Consider the following 21006-nt stretch of genomic DNA (forward strand, 5'->3'; position numbering starts at 1 on the left):
GTTCATACAGGACTTGACCGGTGCAGGCCTTCCAAGGTTTCGATTTTTTCAACGCCAGGGACCTGAGGCCGGGCGGGCGTGTATCGCAATGTGTACCGCACCGGCCCAGATACACCTGCTTGACGAAGGCCCGGGCCGGCGACACAGGCCGGATACACACCGGCGATTAACTACGCCAGCCAGCCGACACCGAGCTTCGGTGCGGGTAATGGCGCCTTAATCGTCAATCGTCAGAGGAATACCCCATGCTCAACTTCTCTCGCAATTCGTCCCTTGCACTCGGCCTGGCCCTGGTCGGTGGCCTGGGTCTCTCCACGGCGGCTTCGGCCTTGACCATGAACGACCTGGCCCAGGGCTATACCGTGGCGGCAGCCGATACCGTGAAGAAACCCGCCGAAGGCAAGTGCGGCGAAGACAAATTCGCCAAGACCGATAAAAACCACGATGGCCAGGTCTCGCGGGACGAGTTCGTCGCCGCGGCACCGGAGCGTGCGGCGGAGTTCGACAAGATCGACGCCAACCATGACGGCGGCATCTCGTTGCCGGAAGCCAAGCAATACCTGTCGGCCCAGGCGAAGACTGCGGAAGGCAAATGTGGCGAAGGCAAGTGCGGGGCGGCTATCGAGTCCTGATTCGCCCGGTGGTGAGCCTGATGAGTTGATGCCAGCCCACTGATGCGGCATCGGACAAAGGACCCGTGGCGAGGGAGCTTGCTCCCGCTGGACTGCGCAGCAGGCCCAAAAAACTGGGGCCGCTGCGCGACCCAGCGGGAGCAAGCTCCCTCGCCACGGGTGTTCGGTTTCCGTCATGGGTGGGTGTTCGTTACATGAGGCTCTCCACATCTCGTTTCCCCAGGAGATGTGTCATGTTGAAGTTATCTCAACCTTCGGCAGGCCTCGGCCTGCGCCGGGCCTTGCTCGATGAACTGCGCCAGGCACCGGCCGGGGATTTCGACTTTCTCGAAGTGGCTCCGGAAAATTGGATCGGAATCGGCGGCCCCCAGGGTGTCGCCTTGCATTCGCTGGCCGAGCGTTATCCGTTGACGTGCCATGGCCTGTCGTTGTCTTTGGGGGGGCCGGCGCCGCTGGACCTGGCGTTTCTCGGCCAGGTGCGCGCTTTCCTTGAGCGTTTCAACGTGCCGTTGTACAGCGAGCACTTGAGCTACTGCGGCGATGACGGGCATTTGTATGACCTGTTGCCGCTGCCCTTTACCGAGGAAGCGGTGCATCACGTGGCGGCGCGCATCCGTCAGGCCCAGGATGTGCTGGGGCGGCGCCTGGCGGTGGAAAACGTCTCTTATTACGCCGCCCCCCAACACGACATGAGCGAGCTGGAGTTCACCCGGGCGGTGTTGCGCGAAGCCGATTGCGACCTGTTGCTGGACGTCAACAACGTCTACGTCAACTCGGTCAATCACGGTTTCGATCCCCAGGCATTCCTGGTGGGCCTCGAGCCGGGGCGGGTGGTCGCGATGCATGTGGCCGGGCATTACGACGAGTCCGACACGCTGAAAATCGACAGCCATGGCGCGCCGGTCAAGCCAGTGGTCTGGGCCTTGCTGGCCCAGGCCTACGCCCGTTTCGGCGTGCAGCCGACCTTGCTCGAACGGGACTTCAACTTCCCGCCCTATGCCGCGCTGGTGGCCGAATTGCAGACCATTCGCCAGTTGCAACACCCGGCCGTCACCCGGCAGGCGGTGCCCCATGGCTGAGGCCCGGCAAACGCTGCATCAGCAGCAACAGGCGCTGACCCATTACCTGCGCGACCCGGAACACTGCCCGGTCCCGGCCGGCATGGACGCGGCGCGGGCGCAGGTCTACCGCGACCTGATCTTCGAGAACCTGCGTTCGCTGCTCAGCGGCACCTTCCCGGTGTTGGTGGGCGTACTGGGACAGGAGCGCTGGCGTGCCTGCGTGCGCCGTTTCTTGCGGGAGCATCGCTGTACCACGCCAAAGTTCGGTGAAATCGCCGAGGAATTCGTTGGATACCTCGCGGCCCACACGTCGCCGGACTGGCCGCCGTTCGCGGCGGAGCTGGCGCACTATGAGTGGGTCGAGATGGCGCTGCTGCAAGCCGAGGCCGAGCCGTTGCCGGCTCATGAAGAGGCCGCCTTGCTCGATCTGCCACTGCGTGTCTCGCCCCTGGCCTGGCCGCTGGCGTACCAGTGGCCGGTGCATCGCCTGGCGCCGAGTTACCAGCCCTCGATACCACCGGCCCAGCCGACGCTGTTGCTGGTGCGGCGCACGCCAGGATTCGAGGTGCGCTTTTCCGAACTCAGCCCGCTGGCCTGGCGGCTTTTACAGCGCATCGAGGAAGATCCCGGGTTGGCGGGGCGAGGGCAGCTGCTGGCGTTGGCGCGGGAGGCGGGGGTGGCTTCGTTCGAGTTCATGGACAGCGCCGTGGCGCTGTTGCGGCGGATGCAGGAGGAAGGGGTGGTTGGCGTGCGGTAGTAATCTGCCTACTTGAAATGCTGACTCCTGTGGGAGCGAGCTTGCTCGCGATGGCGGTATATCAGTCACTGTTGTAGTCGACTGACCCACTGCCATCGCGAGCAAGCTCGCTCCCACAGGGATTTTTGTCAGGCCTTGTTTGGGTGATGCAGCCCGGTCTTCAGCAGGGCATCCACACTCAACTTCCCAGCCCCCTGCAGTAGCAACGGCAGCAACGCCACCAAGTAGATCAATGGCAGCTTGAAGTTGCCATGTCCCTTGTTGGTAATCGCATAGCCCTGGGCCAGTTCGCTCAGGCTCGACCAGTCCGCCGGCCAGTGCACGGCAGCGGTCGCCACCACGGTGACGACGATCAGCACCAGGGCCGACAAGCGCGTACCCAAGCCGATCAGCAGGGCGATGGCGCCGATCAGCTCGGCCCACATCGCCAGTTCCCAGTTCCACTGGGCCGGTACATGGTCGAAGGGGAACGGGAAGGCGGACTGGATTTCGGCGAACCAGTTCTCGCCGTTCCATTTCTCCAGTCCGGATTCGAAAAACTCCCAGGCCAGGAACAGGCGCAGGCCCAGGGGCGCGAGCCATGTTCCGACATTATCGAGCTGGATATGCAGTGTTTTCAGCGCTTTTGAATACATGATCGACCTCCCTGGGCTCAAGCCGCGTGTTGCGACCGTTGGCGGCGCTGGGTGGCCTGGGCCAGCTTGCCCATCAGGCGGATAGCGGTGGCGGCGCAGATCAGGCCGAAGGGCAGCACGTACCACGCGCTCATGGGGATGCGCTTGAAGTTGGAATAAGCAAAGATCGCCGCCAGCACCCACATACCGGTGACATGCAGGCGCTTCCAGGCCTTGAAGCCGATCAGGCGCGTGGTGCTTTTGAACGAGGTCAGCGCCAGCAGCAGGATGAACACGTAGCCCACGCTGCCGGGCACGTTGCCGAGGGTGGTGCGGCCGGGCCAGAACTCGGTGTTGAGCTGGCCGTAGCTGTAGATCAGCACGGCATGGACCAGGTGGGAAAAGGCAAAGGCCAGTCCGATGAAGCGCCGTTCACGCACCAGCGACCGGCTCAGGGGCGAGGGCACCAGCACCGCGAATGCCGAGGCGGTGAAGGCCAGCAGGAACAAAGCGAAGGACGAACGCGCCGTGGCGCGAATGGCGCTGCGCACGCCTTCGGTCAGGTCCGGGTTGAGCACCAGGATCAACCCGGTCATCAACAGCACCAGGGCGGCGAGCAGGCTGAACAGCGTCCAGCCCTGGAAACGAATAGGGGATGCAGTTGCGGTAGGCATGTAACGGCTCCTTGGATGTCGAGACCCGGTCGGGATAGTCGCCGGGGATACGAGGGAGTCTTTCAAGCGGGTGTAAGCAGGGTGTGTCCACGACGCAGCATTGTGCAAGTTTGTGTATGTCGATCATCTGCAGACACACTGGCATACAAACCGCATTCCAACCTGACCAAACTCCTGTGGGAGTGAGCCTGCTCACGATGGCGTCAGGTCAGTTGAATGGATGCCGGCAGACCCACCGCTATCGCGAGCAAGCTCGCTCCCACAGGGGGATTGGGTGAGGCATCAATATTTGTAGCGCCTCGGAACAGTGTGGGAGCGAGCCTGCTCGCGATGGCGTCAGGTCAGTTGAATGGATGCTGGCAGACCCACCGCTATCGCGAGCAAGCTCGCTCCCACAGGGGGATTGGGTGAGGCATCAATATTTGTAGCGCCTCGGAACAGTGTGGGAGCGAGCCTGCTCGCGATGGCGTCAGGTCAGTTGAATGGATGCTGGCAGACCCACCGCTATCGCGAGCAAGCTCGCTCCCACAGGGGGATTGGGTGAGGCATCAATATTTGTAGCGCCCCCGGAACAGTGTGGGAGCGAGCCTGCTCGCGATGGCGTCAGGTCAGTTGAATGGATGCTGGCTGACACACCGCTATCGCGAGCAGGCTCGCTCCCACAGGGGGATTGGGTGAGGCATCAATATTTGTAGCGCCCCGGAACAGTGTGGGAGCGAGCTTGCTCGCGATGGCGTTAGGTCAGTTGAATGGATGCCGGCAGACACACCGCTATCGCGAGCAAGCTCGCTCCCACAGGGGAATTGGGTGAGGCATCAATATTTGTAGCGCCCCGGAACAGTGTGGGAGCGAGCTTGCTCGCGATGGCGCCGGCTCAGTTGTATGGATGGGCTGGCTGACACACCGCTATTGCGAGCAAGCTGAACTCCCACAAGGGGCGGTGTCAGCTTGCGAATGCCAGGCGCAACTCGGCGCACAGGCCGCCGCCGTCGCGGTTGCTCAGGGTCAGTGAGCCGCCCATGGCGATCGCCAGTTGCTGGGCGATGGCCAAGCCCAGGCCGGTGCCGCCGGTTTCCCGGTTGCGCGAGCTTTCCACCCGGTAGAACGGTTTGAGCACCTCGGCCAGTTCCTGCTCGCTGATCCCGGGGCCACGGTCCAACACCTGGATCGCCAGTTGCCCGTTGTTGGCCAGTCGCACCTGGATCTGCGCCGCGCCGCCGAATTTCAAGGCGTTGTCCACCAGGTTGACCAGCACCCGCCGCAAGGCATGGGGGCGGGTGTCGATCACGGCGGCGTTTTTTCCGGACAGTTGCACGTCCTTGCCGGTGTCCTGGTAGTCGAACACCAGGCTGTCGAGGAACGCATCCAGGCTGATCCGGCAACTGGCCTCGGTGGCGCCGTGGATGCTGCGGGCATAGGCCACGCCTTCACGCACCAAGTGTTCCATTTCGCTCAAGTCGCTCCACAGTTTGTCCCGTTCGATCCCTTCGTCCATGAACTCGGCGCGCAGCTTCATGCGCGTGATGGGCGTCTGCAAGTCATGGGAAATCGCCGCCAGCAACTGCATGCGTTCCTTCAGGTAGGCGGCGATGCGGTCCTGCATGGCGTTGAAGGCCTTGGCCGCATGCACCACTTCGGTCGGGCCTTTTTCGTCCAGGCGCACGCTATGGGCGTTCGGGTCGAGGGTTTCCACCGCCTGGGCCAGCCGGGTCAGGGGACCGATGGCGATGCGCACGGCCAGCCAGGTGCAGCCGATCAGCAGCGCCAACTGCCCCAGCAACACCATCGGCAGCCAGGGGGAGAGGGGCATCATCGCCGGACGCACATCGATGGTCAGCGGGCTGCCATCCCCCAGGCGCAGGTGCGCCTGATAGTGCATTTTCGGTCCTGGAATCTGCTGGAAGGTCAGGCCATAGGCCTGGCCGATGGCCTCCTGGATCGAACTGACCGAGATCGGCGCGTCGGCAAGGTCCATCGGTTGGCCGGGCTGGCCTTCGTCGAGCAGGTAGCCATAATTGCGCCGGGCGAGTTTCGGCAGCCAGGCCGGGCGTTCGGCGGCAGGCAGGCGGTCGAGAATGGCGACGGAAGTCGAGACATCGGTTTCCAGGTTGCCGAGCATGGTCGACCTGGCACTCTGGTAGCGCTCGTAGTACTGGACGCCGAAGGACAGGCCCTGGGCCAGGATCAGGCCGATCAGGAAGATCAGCGACAGTCTCGAGGCCAGGGTCCGCGGCCAACGCAGCGGCAGGCTCATACCGACGCCTCGAGGATCTCCACCGGCAGCGAGAACACGTAGCCTTCGCTGCGCACGGTCTTGATGTAGGCCGGTTCCCGGGCGTCGTCCAGCAGGCGTTGGCGCAGGCGGCTGACCAGCAGATCGATGGAGCGATCGAACAGGTCGGCGTCCCGGCCCTGGGTGAGGTTAAGCAACTGGTCGCGGTTGAGCACCCGTTGCGGATGGTCGAGGAATACCCGCAACAAACGATACTCGGCGCCGCTCAAGGCAACCATGGTGCCGTCGGTGTCCAGCAGGTGGCGGGCGGTGGTGTCCAGGCGCCAGCGCCCGAACGCCAGCAGGCGACCGCTTTCGGTGACCACCAGGTTGGGCGGCAGCATGCGGGTGCGGCGCAGCACGGCGTTGATCCGCGCCAGCAGTTCACGGGCGGCGAACGGCTTGACCAGGTAATCATCAGCGCCCATCTCCAGGCCGATGATGCGGTCAGTTTCGTCGTTGCGCGCGGTGAGCATCAGCACCGGCGTGGCCTTGTGCTTGCCGGCCCGCAGCTCCCGGCACAGCACCAGGCCGTCGTCGCCGGGCATCATGATGTCCAGCACGATCAAGTCCACCGGGGTGGTTTCCAGGAAAGCGCGCATCTGCCGGCCATCGGCGACGACGGTGGTGCGCAGGCCGTTCTTTTTCAGGTAGTTGCCAACCAGCTCTCTGATCTCGCGATCGTCATCCACTATCAACACGTGATCGACATGATCCATGGTGTCCAGCTCCTCGGCGTTTCGTTGTGAGCAGTCTACAGGCGCCGGCCGGCCCGGCTCGCGGCGGTTTGTATTGCAGTGTATCTGGCGCGCGACGGATACACAGCGATGCAAAAAGCCACCTGGCTCGATACAGACGCGATACCTGCGGGGCATTCAATGGCATCCATCGAGGCAACACAACGGGCCTCGGCAGACAAACCCCCATTGAATCGAGGAATCGCCATGAACACCAAAGCCCTCTACGCCGCCTGCCTTTTTGCCGCGCTGAACATCTGCACCCTGTCGGCCCGGGCCGAAAGCAACGTGCAGGCGCACAGCTATACCTACGGCAGCCACCTGGACATCCAGAAGGTGCTCTCCCTGACCGAAGACGCCGAGCCGACCTGCGGCGTGGTCAACGCCCACATGACTTACCTGGATTCGGCAGGCCACAAGCAGGCGCTGGACTATCGCAAGTTGTCCGATAACTGCAGCAACCAGAACTGACCTGCTTTTGTGGCGAGGGCGCTTGCTCCCGCTGGGGCGCGAAGCGGCCCCCTGTATCGGTCTGACGCACCGCGTTGTCAGGTCTTTTTCGGGGCCGCTTCGCAGCCCAGCGGGAGCAAGCTCCCTCGCCACGGGGTTTGCGTCGGCCTTATTATGTTGAGGTATTGCCATGCTTCTGATCGCTTTTCTCGGCGGGATCCTGACGATCCTCAGCCCCTGTATTCTTCCGGTGGTGCCGTTTCTGTTCGCCCGGGCCGATCGCTCCCGTGGCTCGGTGCTGCTGACCCTCGGCGGCATGGTGTTGACGTTCGCCCTGGTCTCCAGCCTGGCGGTGGTCAGCAGCGAATGGGTGGTGCGCGCCAGCAGCGTCGGCCGGCAAGTCGCCTTGGTGGTGATGGTGGTGTTCGCGCTGTCGCTGATTTTCAGCCGGGTCGGCATCTGGCTGGCGCGGCCGCTGGTCAGCCTGGGCAATCGCCTGGACGCCGGGGCCGGGCGGATGGCCGGACCTGTGGCCTCGGTGCTGATCGGGGTCGCCACCGGGCTGCTCTGGGCACCATGCGCCGGACCGATACTTGGGGTGATCCTGACCGGCGCGATGCTGCAAGGCGCCAGCGCACAAACCAGCCTGCTGTTGCTCGCCTACGGCCTGGGCAGTGCCTTGTCCCTGGGCACGTTGATCCTGGCCGGGCGTGGACTGGTCGGACGTCTGAAACTCTCGTTGCCGATTACCAACTGGCTGCGCCGGGGAACGGGGGTGGCGGTATTGCTGGCGGCCGTGGCGATTGGCACCGGGACAGATGATCAGTTGTTGGCGGCGACGTCGTCTCAACAATCGGCCACCTTGGAAAAAAGCCTGCTGGAGAACGTGCCCAAGGCCATCGACTATGTGGTGAGCAAGGCCGGCGCAAGTTCCATGCCGACCCTCGAATCCCAGGGCACCATGCCTTCGCTGGACGGTGCGGTGCAATGGCTGAACTCGCCTGCGCTGAACAGCGAGTCCCTGCGGGGCAAGGTCGTGTTGGTGGACTTCTGGACCTACGACTGCATCAACTGCCAGCACACCTTGCCCTATGTGAACGGTTGGGCGAAGAAGTATGAAAAGGACGGGCTGGTGGTGATCGGTGTCCACACCCCGGAATACGGCTACGAGAAGATCATCGACAACGTGCGTGAGCAGGTGCGCAAGCTGGACATCCACTACCCGGTGGCAATCGATAATCAGTATGCGATCTGGCGCGCCTTCAACAACCAGTATTGGCCAGCCCATTACTTCATCGATGCCAAGGGGCAGGTGCGCTACAGCCATTTTGGCGAAGGACGTTATGGTGAGCAGGAGCAGGTGATCCAGCAACTGCTGCAGGAGGCGAAGGCAGGCTAATGAACTGTGGCGAGGGAGGTTGTCCGCTGTTTATCTGACATATCGAGTTGTCAGTGCTTTCTTGGGGGCTGCTTCGCAGCCCAGCGGGAGCAAGCTCCCTCGCCACAGGGATCGGCGGTTTTCTATAAATTTGTTTTATTTCATGTGCTTAGTGGTTTGTTCTCTACCTTTTTCTAGGTTTTTGCATGTTCCTGGGGCAGATATCGCAGCGGGTGAAGGCCAGCTCCTGTGGTCACTGGGGTAGGAAGCAGAATTCAAGTTAAATTCGTTTATTTTCAATTAGTTAATACAATAACCTCTATCTATTTATAGGCTGGCATGTCGCTTGGGCAGATAGCGCAGTGGGTGAAGGCACGCCATTACCCGTGGCGAGGGAGCTTGCTCCCGCTGGGCTGCGAAGCGGCCCCAGGAACGCAATGCCAACTCGGCGTTTCAGGTAGACAGGGGGCCTGTTCAAATGCTGGCCCCTTGCTCATTTTTATACGGTCAAACTTCTTTCCTTTCAGAAAGTTGGGCGACAAACCTATGCGTATTTCTATGTGGGTCGTAGCGACGTTTCTCCTGGCCGCCGTCTCGCTTGAGGCCCAGGCCAGGGCGCTGACACAGAATCAGCAGTCGGTGTGCCGCTGGGGTTCGGACATTGCGGCGGGCGCGCAGGCGTCGAAGCTGTCTGGCGTCAGCCTGTACGGCGCGCGCAAGAAGCTGCAAGTGCGCAAGTTTCCCCGGCCCTGGATGCGCATGACGGCCCTGGGCATTACCGAACAGACCTACAACAGCGCGTCGCGTCTCAAACCGGCTGCGGTCAAGCAGACCTACTACGAGCAATGCGTCCGTCATGAGTTGGCGCGCCGGTAGGCCCTCAGGCGGGGCTGCGGCCTGGCATCTCGATACCGTGCTGGTGCACCCGCCGATACAGGGTCGCCCGGGAAATGCCCAGGGCCCGGGCAGCGGCGGTGGGTTTCCAGCGGTGGCGCACCAGGGCATCGAGCAACGCCTGGCGTTCCGGGCTGGCGCTCGGCTCCGGTCCATGATCGGCGGCGTCCGCGCGGTGCAATGACTCGGGCAAGTGGCTGAGCTGAACCACACTGGCTTCGCACACCGCGCAGGCATAGCGCAGCACATGGCGCAACTGGCGGATATTGCCCGGCCAGTGATAACCGAGCAGGCATTCCAGTGCCGCGCCGCTCAGTTGCACCGTCCCCCCACACAACGCCGACTCCTCGGCAAGAATCCGATTGATCAACGCCAGCCGGTCGCTGCGTTCGCGCAATGGGGGGAGCTGGAAACGCGCGCCGCCAAGGCGGAAATACAAATCCTCACGAAACTCGCCGGCGGCCACCAGGGTCTCCAGGTCGCGGTGGGTGGCACAGATCACCTGAATGTCCACGGCCTTGCGGCGCGATGCCCCCAGCGGCGCCACTTCACCCTCGGCCAGTACCCGCAACAGGCGGGTCTGCAAGGCCAGTGGCATGTCGCCGATTTCATCCAGGAACAAGGTGCCGCCATCGGCTTGTTGCAATAGGCCCTGCATGCCTTTGGCCGAGGCACCGGTGAAGGCGCCGGCGACGTAGCCGAACAGTTCGCTCTCGATCAGGCTTTCGGGGATGGCGGCGCAGTTCAACGCCACGAAAGGGCGATCACGGCGCTGGCTGGCCTGGTGCAACTGCCGGGCGAACACTTCCTTGCCGGAACCGGTTTCGCCCTGGATCAGCACTGGCAGGTTGCGATCCTTGACCCGTACCGCCAGGCGCAGGCTGTCGGCCAGGCGCGGATCGATCTCGGCAGGCGTCATCGCCACCCGCGGACGCGGACTGGTCCGCTGGCGAGGCGCGCTCAAGCGGCCATGCAACGCGTGATCGAGCGGGCAGAGGCTTTCGTCCCGGGCACGGTGCAGCCGTTGCGGGTCGAAGACCTGGCCGATGTGTTGCGGCAACTGCCCGTAATGTTGCAACAGGTATTGGCGGGCGGCCGGGTTCAGGGCTTGCAGGCAACCGTCGTCGTCCCAGGCGAACAGGAAGTCCGGCTGGCTGTCGACGTAGCCGGCGTTGCGATGGGCCCGCAGCACCCAGTAGCCCTGGGCGCTGCCCATGAAAAATGCCTGTTCGATCTCCCGGGCGCTCTGCACCACCATTTGCCGAATCAGGTGCTGCGAGCGTCGATCGTCCGGCGAGCGCACCGCCGAAACATCCAGCACCCCGAGCAGTTCACCCTGGGGGTCGAACACCGGGGCGGCGGAGCAGGTCAGGCCAATGAACGCCGCGCGAAAATGGTCGTGCTTGTGCACCGTCACCGGGGCCCTGGCCGTGAGCACCGCCGCCACGCCACAGGTGCCTTCTTCGCCCTCCGACCAACAGGTGCCCAGGTACAACCCGGCCTTGCGACAGTCATTACGAATCGTGGTTTCCACCCGGTAGTCGATGGTCTGGCCCTGGGCATCGGTGAGCAGCACGCAGTAGTCGGCGTCGCGGACCCGGCCATGGAGGCGGGCCACTTCTTCGCTGGCGATATTGAGAAACAGCTCGGAGCGCTCGCGACATTGCTTGAGCACGTCCTGGGACAGGATGCGCGGGCCCTGCAGCGAACCAGGGTCCAGGTGATGTTGCTCCAGGGAGCGGCGCCAGGAGTCGAGGATCAGGTCCGGGACGGGCAGTTGTGGCAATTGGTTCGCGTTTTTCACCACGCGGCTGACGCAATCCACGTGCGCCCGGGAGTGAGCGGAAAGCATAGGGCCTCCGATTCAGCTTCTTGTCGTTGTGCGCACATTAAGCGCCGTTCGCTGGGTGCAGACAAGCTCGACGGATTATTCGGGCAGGGGTGAGACGCCACGTCTCAGCGTCTCGCCGCCACCTCGTGCAGGCTGACATGGCGCGTCTCACCGGGGCTCGCTTCGCCTCATCGGAGATCACGCCTGGACCGCTCTGGCCCGGCCATCTCCAGGATGTTTTCCGTAGCTGGCACCGCCCTTGCTCTACCTCTGGAGCCCGCTTCGACGGGTCATCCAATAATAACAACGAGGTGTCTATGTTTTCCTGTCGAGGGTCCTCCTGCCCAGGCCGTTCGCCTGTTCCTTCCTCGGTGGCGCCATGAGCTGCCGGCCACTGACCGTGGGCATCATCGCCAACCCCGCATCGGGCCGTGACGTGCGGCGCCTGACCGCCAATGCCGGGCTGTTTTCCAGCACTGACAAGGTCTCGGTGATCCAGCGCCTGCTGGCCGCGTTTGGCGCCACCGGCATCGAGCAGGTGTTGATGCCCACCGACATGATCGGCATGGCCGCCGCCGTGCTGAAGAACAGCCACAGCCGCCAGGCCCGCAGCAGCCACTGGCCGGCCCTGGAGTTCCTCGACTTGACCCTGCGCCAGACCGTCGAAGACACCCGCCGGGCCGCGCGCCTGATGGCCGAGCGCGAGGTGGCGCTGATCGCCGTGCTCGGCGGCGACGGCACCCACAAGGCGGTGGCCGCCGAAGTGGGGGACATCCCATTGCTGACCTTGTCCACTGGCACCAACAACGCCTTTCCCGAACTGCGCGAGGCCACCAGTGCCGGGCTGGCCGGTGGGTTATACGCCAGTGGCCGGATCCCGGCGCAGATCGGTTTGCGCCGCAACAAACGCTTGCTGGTCTGCGATGCCGGACGTGGCCTGCGCGAAGTCGCCCTGGTGGACGTCGCCGTGTCGCCGCTGCGGTTTGTCGGCGCCCGGGCCATCAGTCGCGCCCAGGACCTGGCCGAAGTCTTTGTGACCTTCGCCGAACCGCAATCCATCGGCCTGTCGGCGCTGTGCGGCTTGTGGTTTCCGGTGTCACGCCAGGCACCGGGTGGGGCCTGGATGCGCCTGGACCCGCAATCCCCCGAAGCGCTGCTGGTGCCGCTCGCGCCCGGCCTGTTGCAGGGCTGCGGCGTGCTCGCCGCCGGCCCTTTGGAACCCGGCGTCGCCCACGGCCTGTCGCTCTCCAGCGGCACCTTGGCCTTGGACGGCGAGCGGGAAATCGAATTCAACGTCCATGACCGGCCCACGGTCACCCTCGATGCCGGTGGTCCGCTGAGCATCGACGTCAACGCGGTGCTGGCCTACGCCGCGCAACAGCGTTTGCTGGCCATCGGCCGCGAACACCCGCAACACCCTCTGAATCTTCAAGAAGACACCCCAGGAGAATAAAAATGTCGACACCGCTCACCCACGATCAACTGCTGCACGCCTACCAGGTGATGCGCACCATCCGCGCCTTCGAAGAGCGCCTGCACGTGGAGTTCGCCACCGGCGAGATTCCCGGCTTCGTCCACCTGTATGCCGGCGAAGAAGCCTCGGCCGCCGGCGTCATGGCCCACCTGGGCGATGACGATTGCATCGCGTCCAACCACCGTGGCCACGGCCATTGCATCGCCAAGGGCGTGGACGTCTACGGGATGATGGCCGAGATCTATGGCAAGAAAACCGGCGTTTGCCAGGGCAAGGGCGGCTCGATGCACATCGCCGATTTCGAGAAAGGCATGCTCGGCGCCAATGGCATCGTCGGTGCCGGCGCGCCGCTGGTGGTCGGCGCTGCCCTGGCGGCCCGGCTCAAGGGCACCGACAGCGTGGCCGTGGTGTTTTTCGGCGACGGCGGCTCCAACGAGGGCGCGGTGTTCGAAGCCATGAACATGGCCTCGGTGTGGAACCTGCCGTGCCTGTTCGTCGCGGAAAACAATGGTTACGCCGAGGCCACCGCCTCCAATTGGTCAGTGGCCTGCGATCACATCGCCGACCGCGCGGCCGGCTTCGGCATGCCTGGGGTGACGGTGGATGGTTTCGACTTCTTTGCCGTGCACGAAGCCGCCGGGGCCGCCGTCGAACGCGCCCGTGCCGGGGAAGGGCCATCGCTGATCGAGGTCAAGCTGACCCGCTACTACGGCCACTTCGAGGGCGACGCCCAGACCTATCGGGCGCCGGACGAGGTCAAGCATTTCCGCGAAAACCAGGACTGCCTGATGCAGTTCCGCGAGCGCACCACTCGGGCCGGCTTGCTCACCGTCGAGCAGTTGGACCAGATCGACAAGGAAGTGGACACGCTGATCGAAAACGCCGTGTACAAGGCCAAGTCCGATCCCAAGCCCTCCGCGGCGGACCTGCTGACCGACGTCTACGTCAGCTATCCCTGAACGCCCCCCTGAATAACAAAAATAGAGAATCCCATCATGGCGAGAAAAATCAGCTATCAGCAGGCAATCAACGAAGCCCTGGCCCAGGAAATGCGCCGCGACGCCAGCGTCTTCATCATGGGTGAGGACGTGGCCGGCGGCGCCGGCGCGCCTGGTGAAAACGATGCCTGGGGTGGCGTGCTCGGCGTCACCAAGGGCCTTTACGACCAGTTCCCCGGGCGCGTGCTGGACACGCCGCTGTCGGAAATCGGTTACGTCGGTGCGGCGGTCGGGGCCGCCACCTGCGGCGTGCGTCCGGTGTGCGAACTGATGTTCGTCGACTTCGCCGGCTGCTGCCTGGACCAGATCCTCAACCAGGCGGCGAAGTTTCGCTACATGTTCGGCGGCAAGGCCTCCACGCCCCTGGTGATCCGCACCATGGTCGGCGCCGGCCTGCGCGCCGCCGCCCAGCATTCGCAGATGCTCACGTCCTTGTGGACGCACATTCCGGGGCTGAAAGTGGTGTGCCCGTCATCGCCTTACGACGCCAAGGGCCTGCTGATCCAAGCGATCCGCGACAACGACCCGGTGATCTTCTGCGAGCACAAGTTGCTCTACAGCCTGCAGGGCGACGTGCCGGAAGAGCTCTACACCGTACCGTTCGGCGAGGCCAACTTCCTGCGCGACGGCAAGGACGTGACCCTGGTGTCCTACGGGCGGCTGGTCAACACCGCCATGGACGCAGCGCGCAACCTGGCGGGGCGCGGCATTGACTGCGAAGTGATCGACCTGCGCACCACCAGCCCGCTGGACGAGGACAGCATCCTGGAAAGTGTCGAGAAGACCGGGCGCCTGGTGGTGATCGACGAGGCCAACCCGCGCTGTTCCATGGCCACCGATATTTCCGCGCTGGTGGCGCAAAAAGCCTTTGGCGCACTCAAGGCCCCGATCGAAATGGTCACCGCGCCGCACACCCCGGTGCCGTTCTCCGATGCCTTGGAAGACCTGTACATCCCTGACGCGGCGAAAATCGAGCAAGCCGTGCTCAACGTGATCGAGTGGAGCAAGCGCTGATGAGCCAGATTCATACCTTGACCATGCCCAAGTGGGGCCTGTCGATGACCGAGGGCCGGGTCGATGCCTGGCTCAAGGAGGAGGGCCAGGCCATTACCAAGGGCGAGGAAGTGATGGACGTGGAGACGGACAAGATCTCCAGCAGCGTCGAGGCGCCGTTCTCCGGGATCCTGCGCCGGCAAGTTGCCCGCCAGGACGAAACCCTGGCGGTCGGCGCGTTGCTTGGCATCGTCGTCGAAGGCGAGGCCAGCGAGGCCGAGATCGACGCGGTCATCGAGCAGTTCCAATCCAACTTTGTGCCCGGTGACGCGGCCGATGAAGACAGCGGCCCGAAACCGCAGAAAGTCGTGCTGGACGGCCGGGTGATCCGCTATTTCGAGCGCGGCGAGGGCGGCACGCCGCTGGTGCTGGTGCACGGTTTCGGCGGCGACCTGAACAACTGGCTGTTCAACCATGAAGCGCTGGCCGTCGGACGGCGGGTGATTGCCCTGGACCTGCCAGGCCATGGCGAATCGTCGAAAACCCTGCAACGCGGCGACCTGGACGAACTGAGCGGCGTGGTGCTGGCCTTGCTCGACCATCTGGACATCAACGCTGTGCACCTGGTGGGGCATTCCATGGGCGGGGCGGTGTCGCTGAATGCCGCGCGCCTGATGCCCCAGCGGGTACGGTCGCTGACCTTGATTGGCAGCGCCGGGTTGGGGGCGGAGATCAACGGCAGCTACCTGCAAGGTTTCGTCGAAGCGGCCAACCGCAACGCCCTCAAGCCGCCACTGGTGCAACTGTTCTCCAATGCCGAGCTGGTCAACCGCCAGATGCTCGACGACATGCTCAAGTACAAGCGCCTGGAAGGCGTGGACGCCGCCCTGCGGCAATTGTCCGCGACGCTGTTCAAGGACGGTCACCAGCAGGTGGACCTGCGCGAGGTCGTGCAGGCTGGCCACGTACCGACGCTGGTGATCTGGGGCAGCGACGACGCAATCATCCCGGCGGCCCACAGCGACGGGCTGAGTGCCCAGGTCGAAGTGCTGCCTGGCCAGGGCCACATGGTGCAGATGGAAGCGGCCGAGCAGGTCAACTGGCTGATCCTTGGGTTCATCGGGCAGCACTGATCAAGCGGGCGGCGAGGTGATTCGTCGCCCCTATAAAATTCTGGAGGCAACGCTATGAACGTTTCAATCAAGCCGACCCGCAGCATGCGCGCCGCCGTCTGGCATGGCCGCAACGACATCCGCGTCGAGGACGTGCCACTGCCGGTTTCGCCGCCTGCCGGTTGGGTGCAGATCCGTGTGCAATGGTGCGGCATCTGTGGCTCTGACCTGCATGAATACGTGGCCGGGCCGGTGTTTATCCCGGTGGACGCGCCACACCCGCTGACCGGGATCAAGGGCCAGTGCATCCTCGGCCATGAGTTCTGCGGTGAGATCGTCGAACTGGGCGCCGGCGTCGAAGGTTTCAGTGTCGGCGAGCCCGTGGCGGCGGACGCCTGCCAGCACTGCGGCACTTGTTATTACTGCACCCATGGGCTCTACAACATCTGCGAGAACCTGGCCTTCACCGGGCTGATGAACAACGGTGCGTTCGCGGAGCTGGTCAACGTGCCGGCGAACCTGCTCTACAAACTGCCCGCCGATTTTCCGACCGAGGCCGGTGCGTTGATCGAGCCGTTGGCGGTGGGCATGCACGCGGTGAAAAAGGCCGGCAGCCTGCTGGGCCAGAACGTGGTGGTGGTTGGTGCCGGTACGATCGGCCTGTGCACCATCATGTGCGCCAAGGCCGCCGGCGCGGCCCAGGTGATCGCCCTGGAAATGTCCGGCGCGCGCAAGGCCAAGGCCCTGGAAGTCGGGGCCAGCCATGTGATCGATCCGAACGAGTGCGACGCCCTGGCCGAAGTCCGTCGCCTGACCGCTGGCCTGGGGGCCGACGTCAGTTTCGAATGCATTGGCAACAAGCACACCGCCAAGTTCGCCATCGACCTGATCCGCAAGGCGGGCAAATGCGTGTTGGTGGGCATTTTCGAGGAGCCGAGCGAGTTCAACTTCTTTGAACTGGTCTCCACCGAGAAGCAAGTGCTTGGCGCGCTGGCCTACAACGGTGAGTTCGCCGATGTGATTGCCTTCATCGCCGACGGACGCCTGGACATCTCGCCGCTGGTGACCGGGCGTATCCAGTTGGAGGAGATCGTCGGGCAGGGCTTCGAGGAGTTGGTAAACAACAAGGAGCACAACGTGAAGATCATCGTGTCCCCTGCACGGATCTGAGAGCGCCCGGGTGGGCGATTTGGCGATGGCCGGCAGCGGCCATCGCCTTTTTTCAGGTTCAGGTATAGGCCAGCAATCGACCGCAGAGAATGACCGAGATCCAGAGCGCCATGGACACCAGCGCTTGAAGTCTGGCCAGGCCGGGTGCCTTGTGGCCGGTGTTCCATTGCTCGACCGAACGGTAGGTTCCAACGTGGAACAGCAGGGCGTTGAGGCCCGCCGCCGCGATCAGGCAAAGCTTGAGAATGAAGACATTGTTGCCGGCAAAGTCATGGGGATGCGCACTGAACATCATCAATCCGGCAGGCACGATCAACAGCAGGGTCGCAACGGCCCAGGGCAGCAGGTGGCGGGCCAGCGCGGTCACGGCGATGCCCTTGGACAGCCCCAGGACGCGCAGGTCGAACATCACCACTGCGCCCACCAATACCGAAAAGCCGATGATGTGCACCACTTCCACCAGCGGATAGAGCCACAGCTCGCTGCGCATCGCCAACCCCAGGGACGAGTCGGCCAACCGGTCCATCCAGCTTTGGGCTGAGCCTGCCTGGGAACCCTGCATCAGCGCAACTCGGTGGTCTTGTCGTCGATGGTGATGCGTTCGGCGCGTAATTCATCGGGTTTGTTGCGGTTCGCATAGCCGACCACGGTGGCGCGGTTACCCGCTTTGAGCATGTCTTTGGTCAGCCCCCGATTTTCCATGCGTGACGGCGGGGCCAGCACGACGGTCCAGGTTTTGTCGGTGGTCTGCAGGCGCACGTAGCCGTGAGGATGGGAATACCCGGCTTCCTTGATGGTGCCGTCGAGTTCCAAGGGGTTGCTGGCGTCGTATTCGCTCCAGCCGTGGTGAGCGAGTGCTGCCGTGGTGATCAGCATCAACGCCAAACCGATGCAACGAAGGATAACGTTCATGGCAAGGTCTCCTTTGAGTGGTCGGTTCAACCGGGCAGGTATTCGCGCCAGACCCGCCGTTCATCGAGTTGAAGCAACTGTTCCTCGTCTTCGCGGAACCGACGGTCGCAATCGAGAAAAAACTCATCGAGTTGGGGTGGCTCGACGTGGGTGGCGCTGAGCATGGCGTGGACCTGTCCACGATGATGGATCTGATGTTCGAGCAGGTGCAACAGCAGCCGGTCGATTCGTTCGCGCACCACACCGTCGGCACGCACCAGGTCGACGGAGCGGGCGAGGTCGTCTTCCCGCAGGGCTTCGCAGAACGCCACCAGCCGCTGGTCGGTTCGGGTCTGGTTGTGCATCAGTTGGGCAAAGGCCAGGGTCTCGGAAAAGTCTTTTATCTGGCCGTCCCGGTCGCCTTCCAGGGCGGTGAGGTAATAGCGGTCCACTTCCAGGATGTGGCAAAGCGTGGCTTGGATGGACGGGAAGAATCCCGTGCGCGGCGCGGCGTAGTCGGCCTCGCTCAACTGCGCGCAGGCGCCGAGCAGCCTGTGGTTGGCCCATTGATTGTTCAGGGCCTGAGCCAGGAAATAATTCATGGGACACCTTGAATCCTTGTGGGAGCGAGCCTGCTCGCGATGATGGCGGCCTATCCAGCATAGTCGATTCAGACAGACCGCTATCGCGAGCAAGCTCGCTCCCACAGTTTCATTGCGTGTGTTCACGATTCGGTATTCACCATCAATCCTGTGGGAGCGGGCTTGCTCGCGAAGACGGCGGCACATGCAGCATAGTCATATCAGACAGACCGCTTTCGCGAGCAAGCCCGCTCCCACATGGGTTTCTTTACCTACCTGGCGTGCCGGGTCGGTTCTTAAAGCCCCACATCCGGCAACACCGGCCGATTGGCCATGGCCTTGGCCATGATCTGCTCCACATACACCCGGTCCGCTTCCGGCAGGGCCAGGCGCGGTGGGCGGGTGAGGGCGCTGCCGCGGCCGGCGATGGCTTCGCACAGCTTGATGCATTGCACCAGGTCGGCGCGGGCGTCCAGGTGCAGGATCGGCATCAACCATTCGTAGATCGGCATCGCTTCGGCGAACCGGCCGGCGCGGGCCAGGCGGAAAATGGTTTCGCCTTCCTTCGGGAACACGTTGGACATGCCCGAGACCCAACCTTCGGCGCCCACGGCAAGGCTTTCCAGCACCACGTCATCGAGGCCTGCGAACAGCACAAAGCGATCGCCGACTTCATTACGCACGTCGATGAAGCGCCGGGTGTCGCCGGAGGAGTCCTTGAAACACACCACGTTGTCGCAATCGGCCAGGGAAATCAGGATGTCCGGCGTCACGTCATTCTTGTAGATCGGCGGGTTGTTGTAGACCATCAACGGCACATCGGCGTGGCGGGCCACGTAGCGGAAATGCTCGGCGGTTTCGAAGGGCTTGGAGCCGTAGACCAGCGCCGGCATCAGCATGACCCCGTCGACACCGACCTTGCGCACCGCGTTGGCGACCTTGGCGGCCTGCACGCTGGTGAACTCGGCCACGCCGCAGATCACCGGCACGCGGCCACGGGAGGCGTCCACCGCCACTTCGGTCACGGCGATTTTTTCCTCGGCGCTCAGGGACGTGTTTTCCCCCACCGACCCGCAGACCACCAGGCCGGAAACGCCATCGCGGATGACGTTGGAAATCACCTGGTGGGTTTTTTCCAGGTTGATGGAAAAGTCGTCGTTGAATTGGGTGGTGACGGCAGGGAACACGCCGCTCCAGTTGATGCGTTTGCTCATGGGTTGTCTCCTTTGGTATTTCGTATACGTGTATGAATGTGTGAAAAACTCAGTGCTTTTGTGGCGAGGGAGCTTGCTCCCGCTGGGGCGCGAAGCGGCCCCCAGAATCTGACTGACACACCGAGTGGTCAGATTTCAGGACTGCTTCGCAGCCCAGCGGGAGCAAGCTCCCTCGCCACAAGGGTTTTAGGGTGAATCTGAACGTCATGCCCCCGGCCAGGTATCCGAAAGCCGATAGCCCTGCGGCCACGGATCGGCCGGGTCGAGCAACAGCTGATGTGTGCCGGTGATCCATGCCCGCCCGGCGATGCACGGGTAAATCGCCGGGCGTCCGGCCACGTCGGTCAGTGAGTCGATGCGGCAGTGGAATTCGGAGCCGATGATCGAGCGGCCGATAAATCGCTCGCCCACTTGCATCAGCCCCTTGGCGTGCAACACCGCCATGCGTGCCGAGCAGCCGGTGCCGGTGGGGGAGCGGTCGATCTTGCCTGGCTGGATCACCACGGCGTTGGCGCCAGTGGCGATGCCGTTCTCCTGGACGATGGGCGCGGCGATCTGGCAGAACGAGATATGCGACCAGTCGGGGTTCAACGGGTGCACGAAGCCCAGTTGTTCATTGGCGGCCCGGGTGATTTTCAAGCCCACGGCCACCAGCTCGGCGGCCTCGTCGGGGCGGATGGCGAAGCCCAGGCGCTGGGCGTCGACAATCACACTGTCGCCGCCGTACGCCGTGTCCACCTGCAACGAGCCCAGGCCCTCGACTTCGATCCACGCATCGAGACGGTCGGCGAAGGAGGGCACGTTCTTGATCTCGACCCGTTGCACCTTGCCGTCGCGGCAGTCGGCCACCGCTTCGATCAGGCCGCCCGGCGCTTCCAGCACCAAGCGGGTCTGGGGTTCGGTCATCGGCAGGATGCCGCTGTCCAGCAACACGGTGGCGACGCACAGCGAGTTGGAGCCGGACATCGGCGGGGTGTCGGCCGGTTCCATGATGATCCAGGCCATTTGCGCCCGCGGATCCTTGGCCGGCACCAGCAGGTTGACGTGGCGGAACACCCCGCCACGGGGTTCGTTGAGGACGAAGTTGCGCAGGGTCTGGTCCTGGGCGATCCAGCGTGATTGCTCCCACACCGTGGCGCCGGGTGGTGGGGCGACACCGCCGACGATCACATCGCCGACTTCGCCTTCGGCGTGGCAGCTCACTACATGGATGATTTTCGATGAGCGCATGGGTCAAATCCTTGTGTTGTCTGGTTGGGCCTCATCGCGAGCA

The 21006-nt window shown here is 63.6% G+C and carries 21 protein-coding genes; 11 read left to right on the forward strand and 10 right to left on the reverse strand.

All coding sequences use genetic code 11. The annotated features are described in order from the left end of the window. Positions 1-245 precede the first annotated feature (245 nt). The 3 genes from AC515T_RS13085 to AC515T_RS13095 all read left to right on the forward strand — a co-directional run bounded on the left by AC515T_RS13085 (position 246) and on the right by AC515T_RS13095 (position 2450). Positions 246-632 carry an HvfA family oxazolone/thioamide-modified RiPP metallophore gene (locus AC515T_RS13085; RefSeq protein ID WP_496532821.1) on the forward strand — a complete coding sequence of 129 codons (387 nt, stop codon included), beginning with the start codon at positions 246-248 and terminating at the stop codon, positions 630-632. A 233-nt stretch (positions 633-865) separates the two neighbouring features. Then, positions 866-1711, forward strand: a complete 846-nt coding sequence (locus AC515T_RS13090) for an HvfB family MNIO-type RiPP peptide maturase (protein WP_496532822.1) — start codon at positions 866-868, stop codon at positions 1709-1711. Next, complete coding sequence (locus AC515T_RS13095) at positions 1704-2450, forward strand: HvfC family RiPP maturation protein (protein WP_496532823.1); 747 nt, start codon at positions 1704-1706, stop codon at positions 2448-2450. The genes AC515T_RS13090 and AC515T_RS13095 overlap by 8 nt, the downstream gene beginning before the upstream one ends. Positions 2451-2578: 128 nt before the next feature. Here AC515T_RS13095 and AC515T_RS13100 read toward each other — a convergent pair whose 3' ends face one another. The 4 genes from AC515T_RS13100 to AC515T_RS13115 form a co-directional block, all read right to left on the reverse strand. Then, on the reverse strand, positions 2579-3085 hold the full coding sequence (locus tag AC515T_RS13100) for an HvfX family Cu-binding RiPP maturation protein (protein ID WP_496532824.1): 507 nt from the start codon (positions 3083-3085) through the stop codon (positions 2579-2581). Positions 3086-3102: 17 nt separating this feature from the next. Next, complete coding sequence (locus AC515T_RS13105; RefSeq protein ID WP_496532825.1) at positions 3103-3738, reverse strand: ferric reductase-like transmembrane domain-containing protein; 636 nt, start codon at positions 3736-3738, stop codon at positions 3103-3105. A 943-nt stretch (positions 3739-4681) separates the two neighbouring features. Continuing rightward, positions 4682-5992 carry an ATP-binding protein gene (locus AC515T_RS13110; RefSeq protein WP_496532826.1) on the reverse strand — a complete coding sequence of 437 codons (1311 nt, stop codon included), beginning with the start codon at positions 5990-5992 and terminating at the stop codon, positions 4682-4684. Then, positions 5989-6729, reverse strand: coding sequence for a response regulator (locus AC515T_RS13115; RefSeq protein WP_003202589.1), 741 nt, complete (start codon positions 6727-6729; stop codon positions 5989-5991). The genes AC515T_RS13110 and AC515T_RS13115 overlap by 4 nt, the downstream gene beginning before the upstream one ends. Positions 6730-6954: 225 nt before the next feature. On the opposite strand from AC515T_RS13115, the gene AC515T_RS13120 reads away from it, so the two are divergent. From AC515T_RS13120 to AC515T_RS13130, 3 genes are all read left to right on the forward strand, one after another. After that, positions 6955-7218, forward strand: coding sequence for a DUF2790 domain-containing protein (locus AC515T_RS13120; protein WP_496532827.1), 264 nt, complete (start codon positions 6955-6957; stop codon positions 7216-7218). A gap of 169 nt (positions 7219-7387) precedes the next feature. Then, positions 7388-8596 (forward strand): cytochrome c biogenesis protein DipZ, encoded by a 1209-nt coding sequence (locus tag AC515T_RS13125; protein WP_496532828.1) that lies wholly within the window; start codon positions 7388-7390, stop codon positions 8594-8596. A gap of 525 nt (positions 8597-9121) precedes the next feature. Next, positions 9122-9451: a hypothetical protein gene (locus tag AC515T_RS13130; protein ID WP_053119980.1), complete on the forward strand. Its 330-nt coding sequence runs from the start codon at positions 9122-9124 to the stop codon at positions 9449-9451. 4 nt (positions 9452-9455) lie between these two features. On the opposite strand, the gene AC515T_RS13135 is transcribed toward AC515T_RS13130, so the two are convergent. Beyond that, positions 9456-11321 (reverse strand): sigma-54-dependent Fis family transcriptional regulator, encoded by a 1866-nt coding sequence (locus AC515T_RS13135; RefSeq protein ID WP_496532829.1) that lies wholly within the window; start codon positions 11319-11321, stop codon positions 9456-9458. A 358-nt stretch (positions 11322-11679) separates the two neighbouring features. On the opposite strand from AC515T_RS13135, the gene AC515T_RS13140 reads away from it, so the two are divergent. From AC515T_RS13140 to AC515T_RS13160, 5 genes are all read left to right on the forward strand, one after another. Further along, on the forward strand, positions 11680-12753 hold the full coding sequence (locus AC515T_RS13140; RefSeq protein WP_496532830.1) for an ATP-NAD kinase family protein: 1074 nt from the start codon (positions 11680-11682) through the stop codon (positions 12751-12753). A gap of 2 nt (positions 12754-12755) precedes the next feature. Next, entirely contained in the window at positions 12756-13733 is a 978-nt protein-coding gene (locus AC515T_RS13145) for a thiamine pyrophosphate-dependent dehydrogenase E1 component subunit alpha (RefSeq protein ID WP_496532831.1), read from the forward strand. Between the two features lie 36 nt (positions 13734-13769). Next, on the forward strand, positions 13770-14786 hold the full coding sequence (locus tag AC515T_RS13150; protein ID WP_496532832.1) for an alpha-ketoacid dehydrogenase subunit beta: 1017 nt from the start codon (positions 13770-13772) through the stop codon (positions 14784-14786). Further along, complete coding sequence (locus AC515T_RS13155; RefSeq protein WP_496532833.1) at positions 14786-15898, forward strand: acetoin dehydrogenase dihydrolipoyllysine-residue acetyltransferase subunit; 1113 nt, start codon at positions 14786-14788, stop codon at positions 15896-15898. Before AC515T_RS13150 ends, AC515T_RS13155 begins: the two co-directional genes overlap by 1 nt. An 84-nt stretch (positions 15899-15982) precedes the next feature. Next, complete coding sequence (locus AC515T_RS13160) at positions 15983-17047, forward strand: 2,3-butanediol dehydrogenase (RefSeq protein WP_256573690.1); 1065 nt, start codon at positions 15983-15985, stop codon at positions 17045-17047. Between the two features lie 58 nt (positions 17048-17105). Here the strand turns inward: AC515T_RS13160 and AC515T_RS13165 are convergent, their stop codons facing one another. From AC515T_RS13165 to AC515T_RS13185, 5 genes are all read right to left on the reverse strand, one after another. Continuing rightward, positions 17106-17609 carry a DUF6644 family protein gene (locus AC515T_RS13165; protein WP_496532834.1) on the reverse strand — a complete coding sequence of 168 codons (504 nt, stop codon included), beginning with the start codon at positions 17607-17609 and terminating at the stop codon, positions 17106-17108. Next, on the reverse strand, positions 17609-17959 hold the full coding sequence (locus AC515T_RS13170; RefSeq protein WP_496532835.1) for a DUF6152 family protein: 351 nt from the start codon (positions 17957-17959) through the stop codon (positions 17609-17611). Before AC515T_RS13170 ends, AC515T_RS13165 begins: the two co-directional genes overlap by 1 nt. Before the next feature lie 26 nt (positions 17960-17985). After that, on the reverse strand, positions 17986-18540 hold the full coding sequence (locus tag AC515T_RS13175; protein WP_496532836.1) for a DinB family protein: 555 nt from the start codon (positions 18538-18540) through the stop codon (positions 17986-17988). 275 nt (positions 18541-18815) lie between these two features. Next, positions 18816-19733 (reverse strand): dihydrodipicolinate synthase family protein, encoded by a 918-nt coding sequence (locus tag AC515T_RS13180; protein WP_253475494.1) that lies wholly within the window; start codon positions 19731-19733, stop codon positions 18816-18818. Positions 19734-19937: 204 nt separating this feature from the next. Continuing rightward, positions 19938-20963 carry a trans-3-hydroxy-L-proline dehydratase gene (locus tag AC515T_RS13185; RefSeq protein WP_496532837.1) on the reverse strand — a complete coding sequence of 342 codons (1026 nt, stop codon included), beginning with the start codon at positions 20961-20963 and terminating at the stop codon, positions 19938-19940. Between the last annotated feature and the right edge of the window lie 43 nt (positions 20964-21006).

It is taken from the genome of Pseudomonas sp. FSO-7, from assembly GCF_059579345.1.

Coding starts and splice junctions, on each gene's coding strand:
- AC515T_RS13185 (WP_496532837.1), bottom strand. CDS start 20,963: ATGCGCTCATCGAAAATCATCCATGTAGTGAGCTGCCACGCCGAAGGC.
- AC515T_RS13095 (WP_496532823.1), top strand. CDS start 1,704: ATGGCTGAGGCCCGGCAAACGCTGCATCAGCAGCAACAGGCGCTGACC.
- AC515T_RS13085 (WP_496532821.1), top strand. CDS start 246: ATGCTCAACTTCTCTCGCAATTCGTCCCTTGCACTCGGCCTGGCCCTG.
- AC515T_RS13150 (WP_496532832.1), top strand. CDS start 13,770: ATGGCGAGAAAAATCAGCTATCAGCAGGCAATCAACGAAGCCCTGGCC.
- AC515T_RS13115 (WP_003202589.1), bottom strand. CDS start 6,729: ATGGATCATGTCGATCACGTGTTGATAGTGGATGACGATCGCGAGATC.
- AC515T_RS13155 (WP_496532833.1), top strand. CDS start 14,786: ATGAGCCAGATTCATACCTTGACCATGCCCAAGTGGGGCCTGTCGATG.
- AC515T_RS13090 (WP_496532822.1), top strand. CDS start 866: ATGTTGAAGTTATCTCAACCTTCGGCAGGCCTCGGCCTGCGCCGGGCC.
- AC515T_RS13125 (WP_496532828.1), top strand. CDS start 7,388: ATGCTTCTGATCGCTTTTCTCGGCGGGATCCTGACGATCCTCAGCCCC.
- AC515T_RS13160 (WP_256573690.1), top strand. CDS start 15,983: ATGCGCGCCGCCGTCTGGCATGGCCGCAACGACATCCGCGTCGAGGAC.
- AC515T_RS13105 (WP_496532825.1), bottom strand. CDS start 3,738: ATGCCTACCGCAACTGCATCCCCTATTCGTTTCCAGGGCTGGACGCTG.
- AC515T_RS13140 (WP_496532830.1), top strand. CDS start 11,680: ATGAGCTGCCGGCCACTGACCGTGGGCATCATCGCCAACCCCGCATCG.
- AC515T_RS13120 (WP_496532827.1), top strand. CDS start 6,955: ATGAACACCAAAGCCCTCTACGCCGCCTGCCTTTTTGCCGCGCTGAAC.
- AC515T_RS13165 (WP_496532834.1), bottom strand. CDS start 17,609: ATGCAGGGTTCCCAGGCAGGCTCAGCCCAAAGCTGGATGGACCGGTTG.
- AC515T_RS13100 (WP_496532824.1), bottom strand. CDS start 3,085: ATGTATTCAAAAGCGCTGAAAACACTGCATATCCAGCTCGATAATGTC.
- AC515T_RS13175 (WP_496532836.1), bottom strand. CDS start 18,540: ATGAATTATTTCCTGGCTCAGGCCCTGAACAATCAATGGGCCAACCAC.
- AC515T_RS13110 (WP_496532826.1), bottom strand. CDS start 5,992: ATGAGCCTGCCGCTGCGTTGGCCGCGGACCCTGGCCTCGAGACTGTCG.
- AC515T_RS13130 (WP_053119980.1), top strand. CDS start 9,122: ATGCGTATTTCTATGTGGGTCGTAGCGACGTTTCTCCTGGCCGCCGTC.
- AC515T_RS13170 (WP_496532835.1), bottom strand. CDS start 17,959: ATGAACGTTATCCTTCGTTGCATCGGTTTGGCGTTGATGCTGATCACC.
- AC515T_RS13135 (WP_496532829.1), bottom strand. CDS start 11,321: ATGCTTTCCGCTCACTCCCGGGCGCACGTGGATTGCGTCAGCCGCGTG.
- AC515T_RS13145 (WP_496532831.1), top strand. CDS start 12,756: ATGTCGACACCGCTCACCCACGATCAACTGCTGCACGCCTACCAGGTG.
- AC515T_RS13180 (WP_253475494.1), bottom strand. CDS start 19,733: ATGAGCAAACGCATCAACTGGAGCGGCGTGTTCCCTGCCGTCACCACC.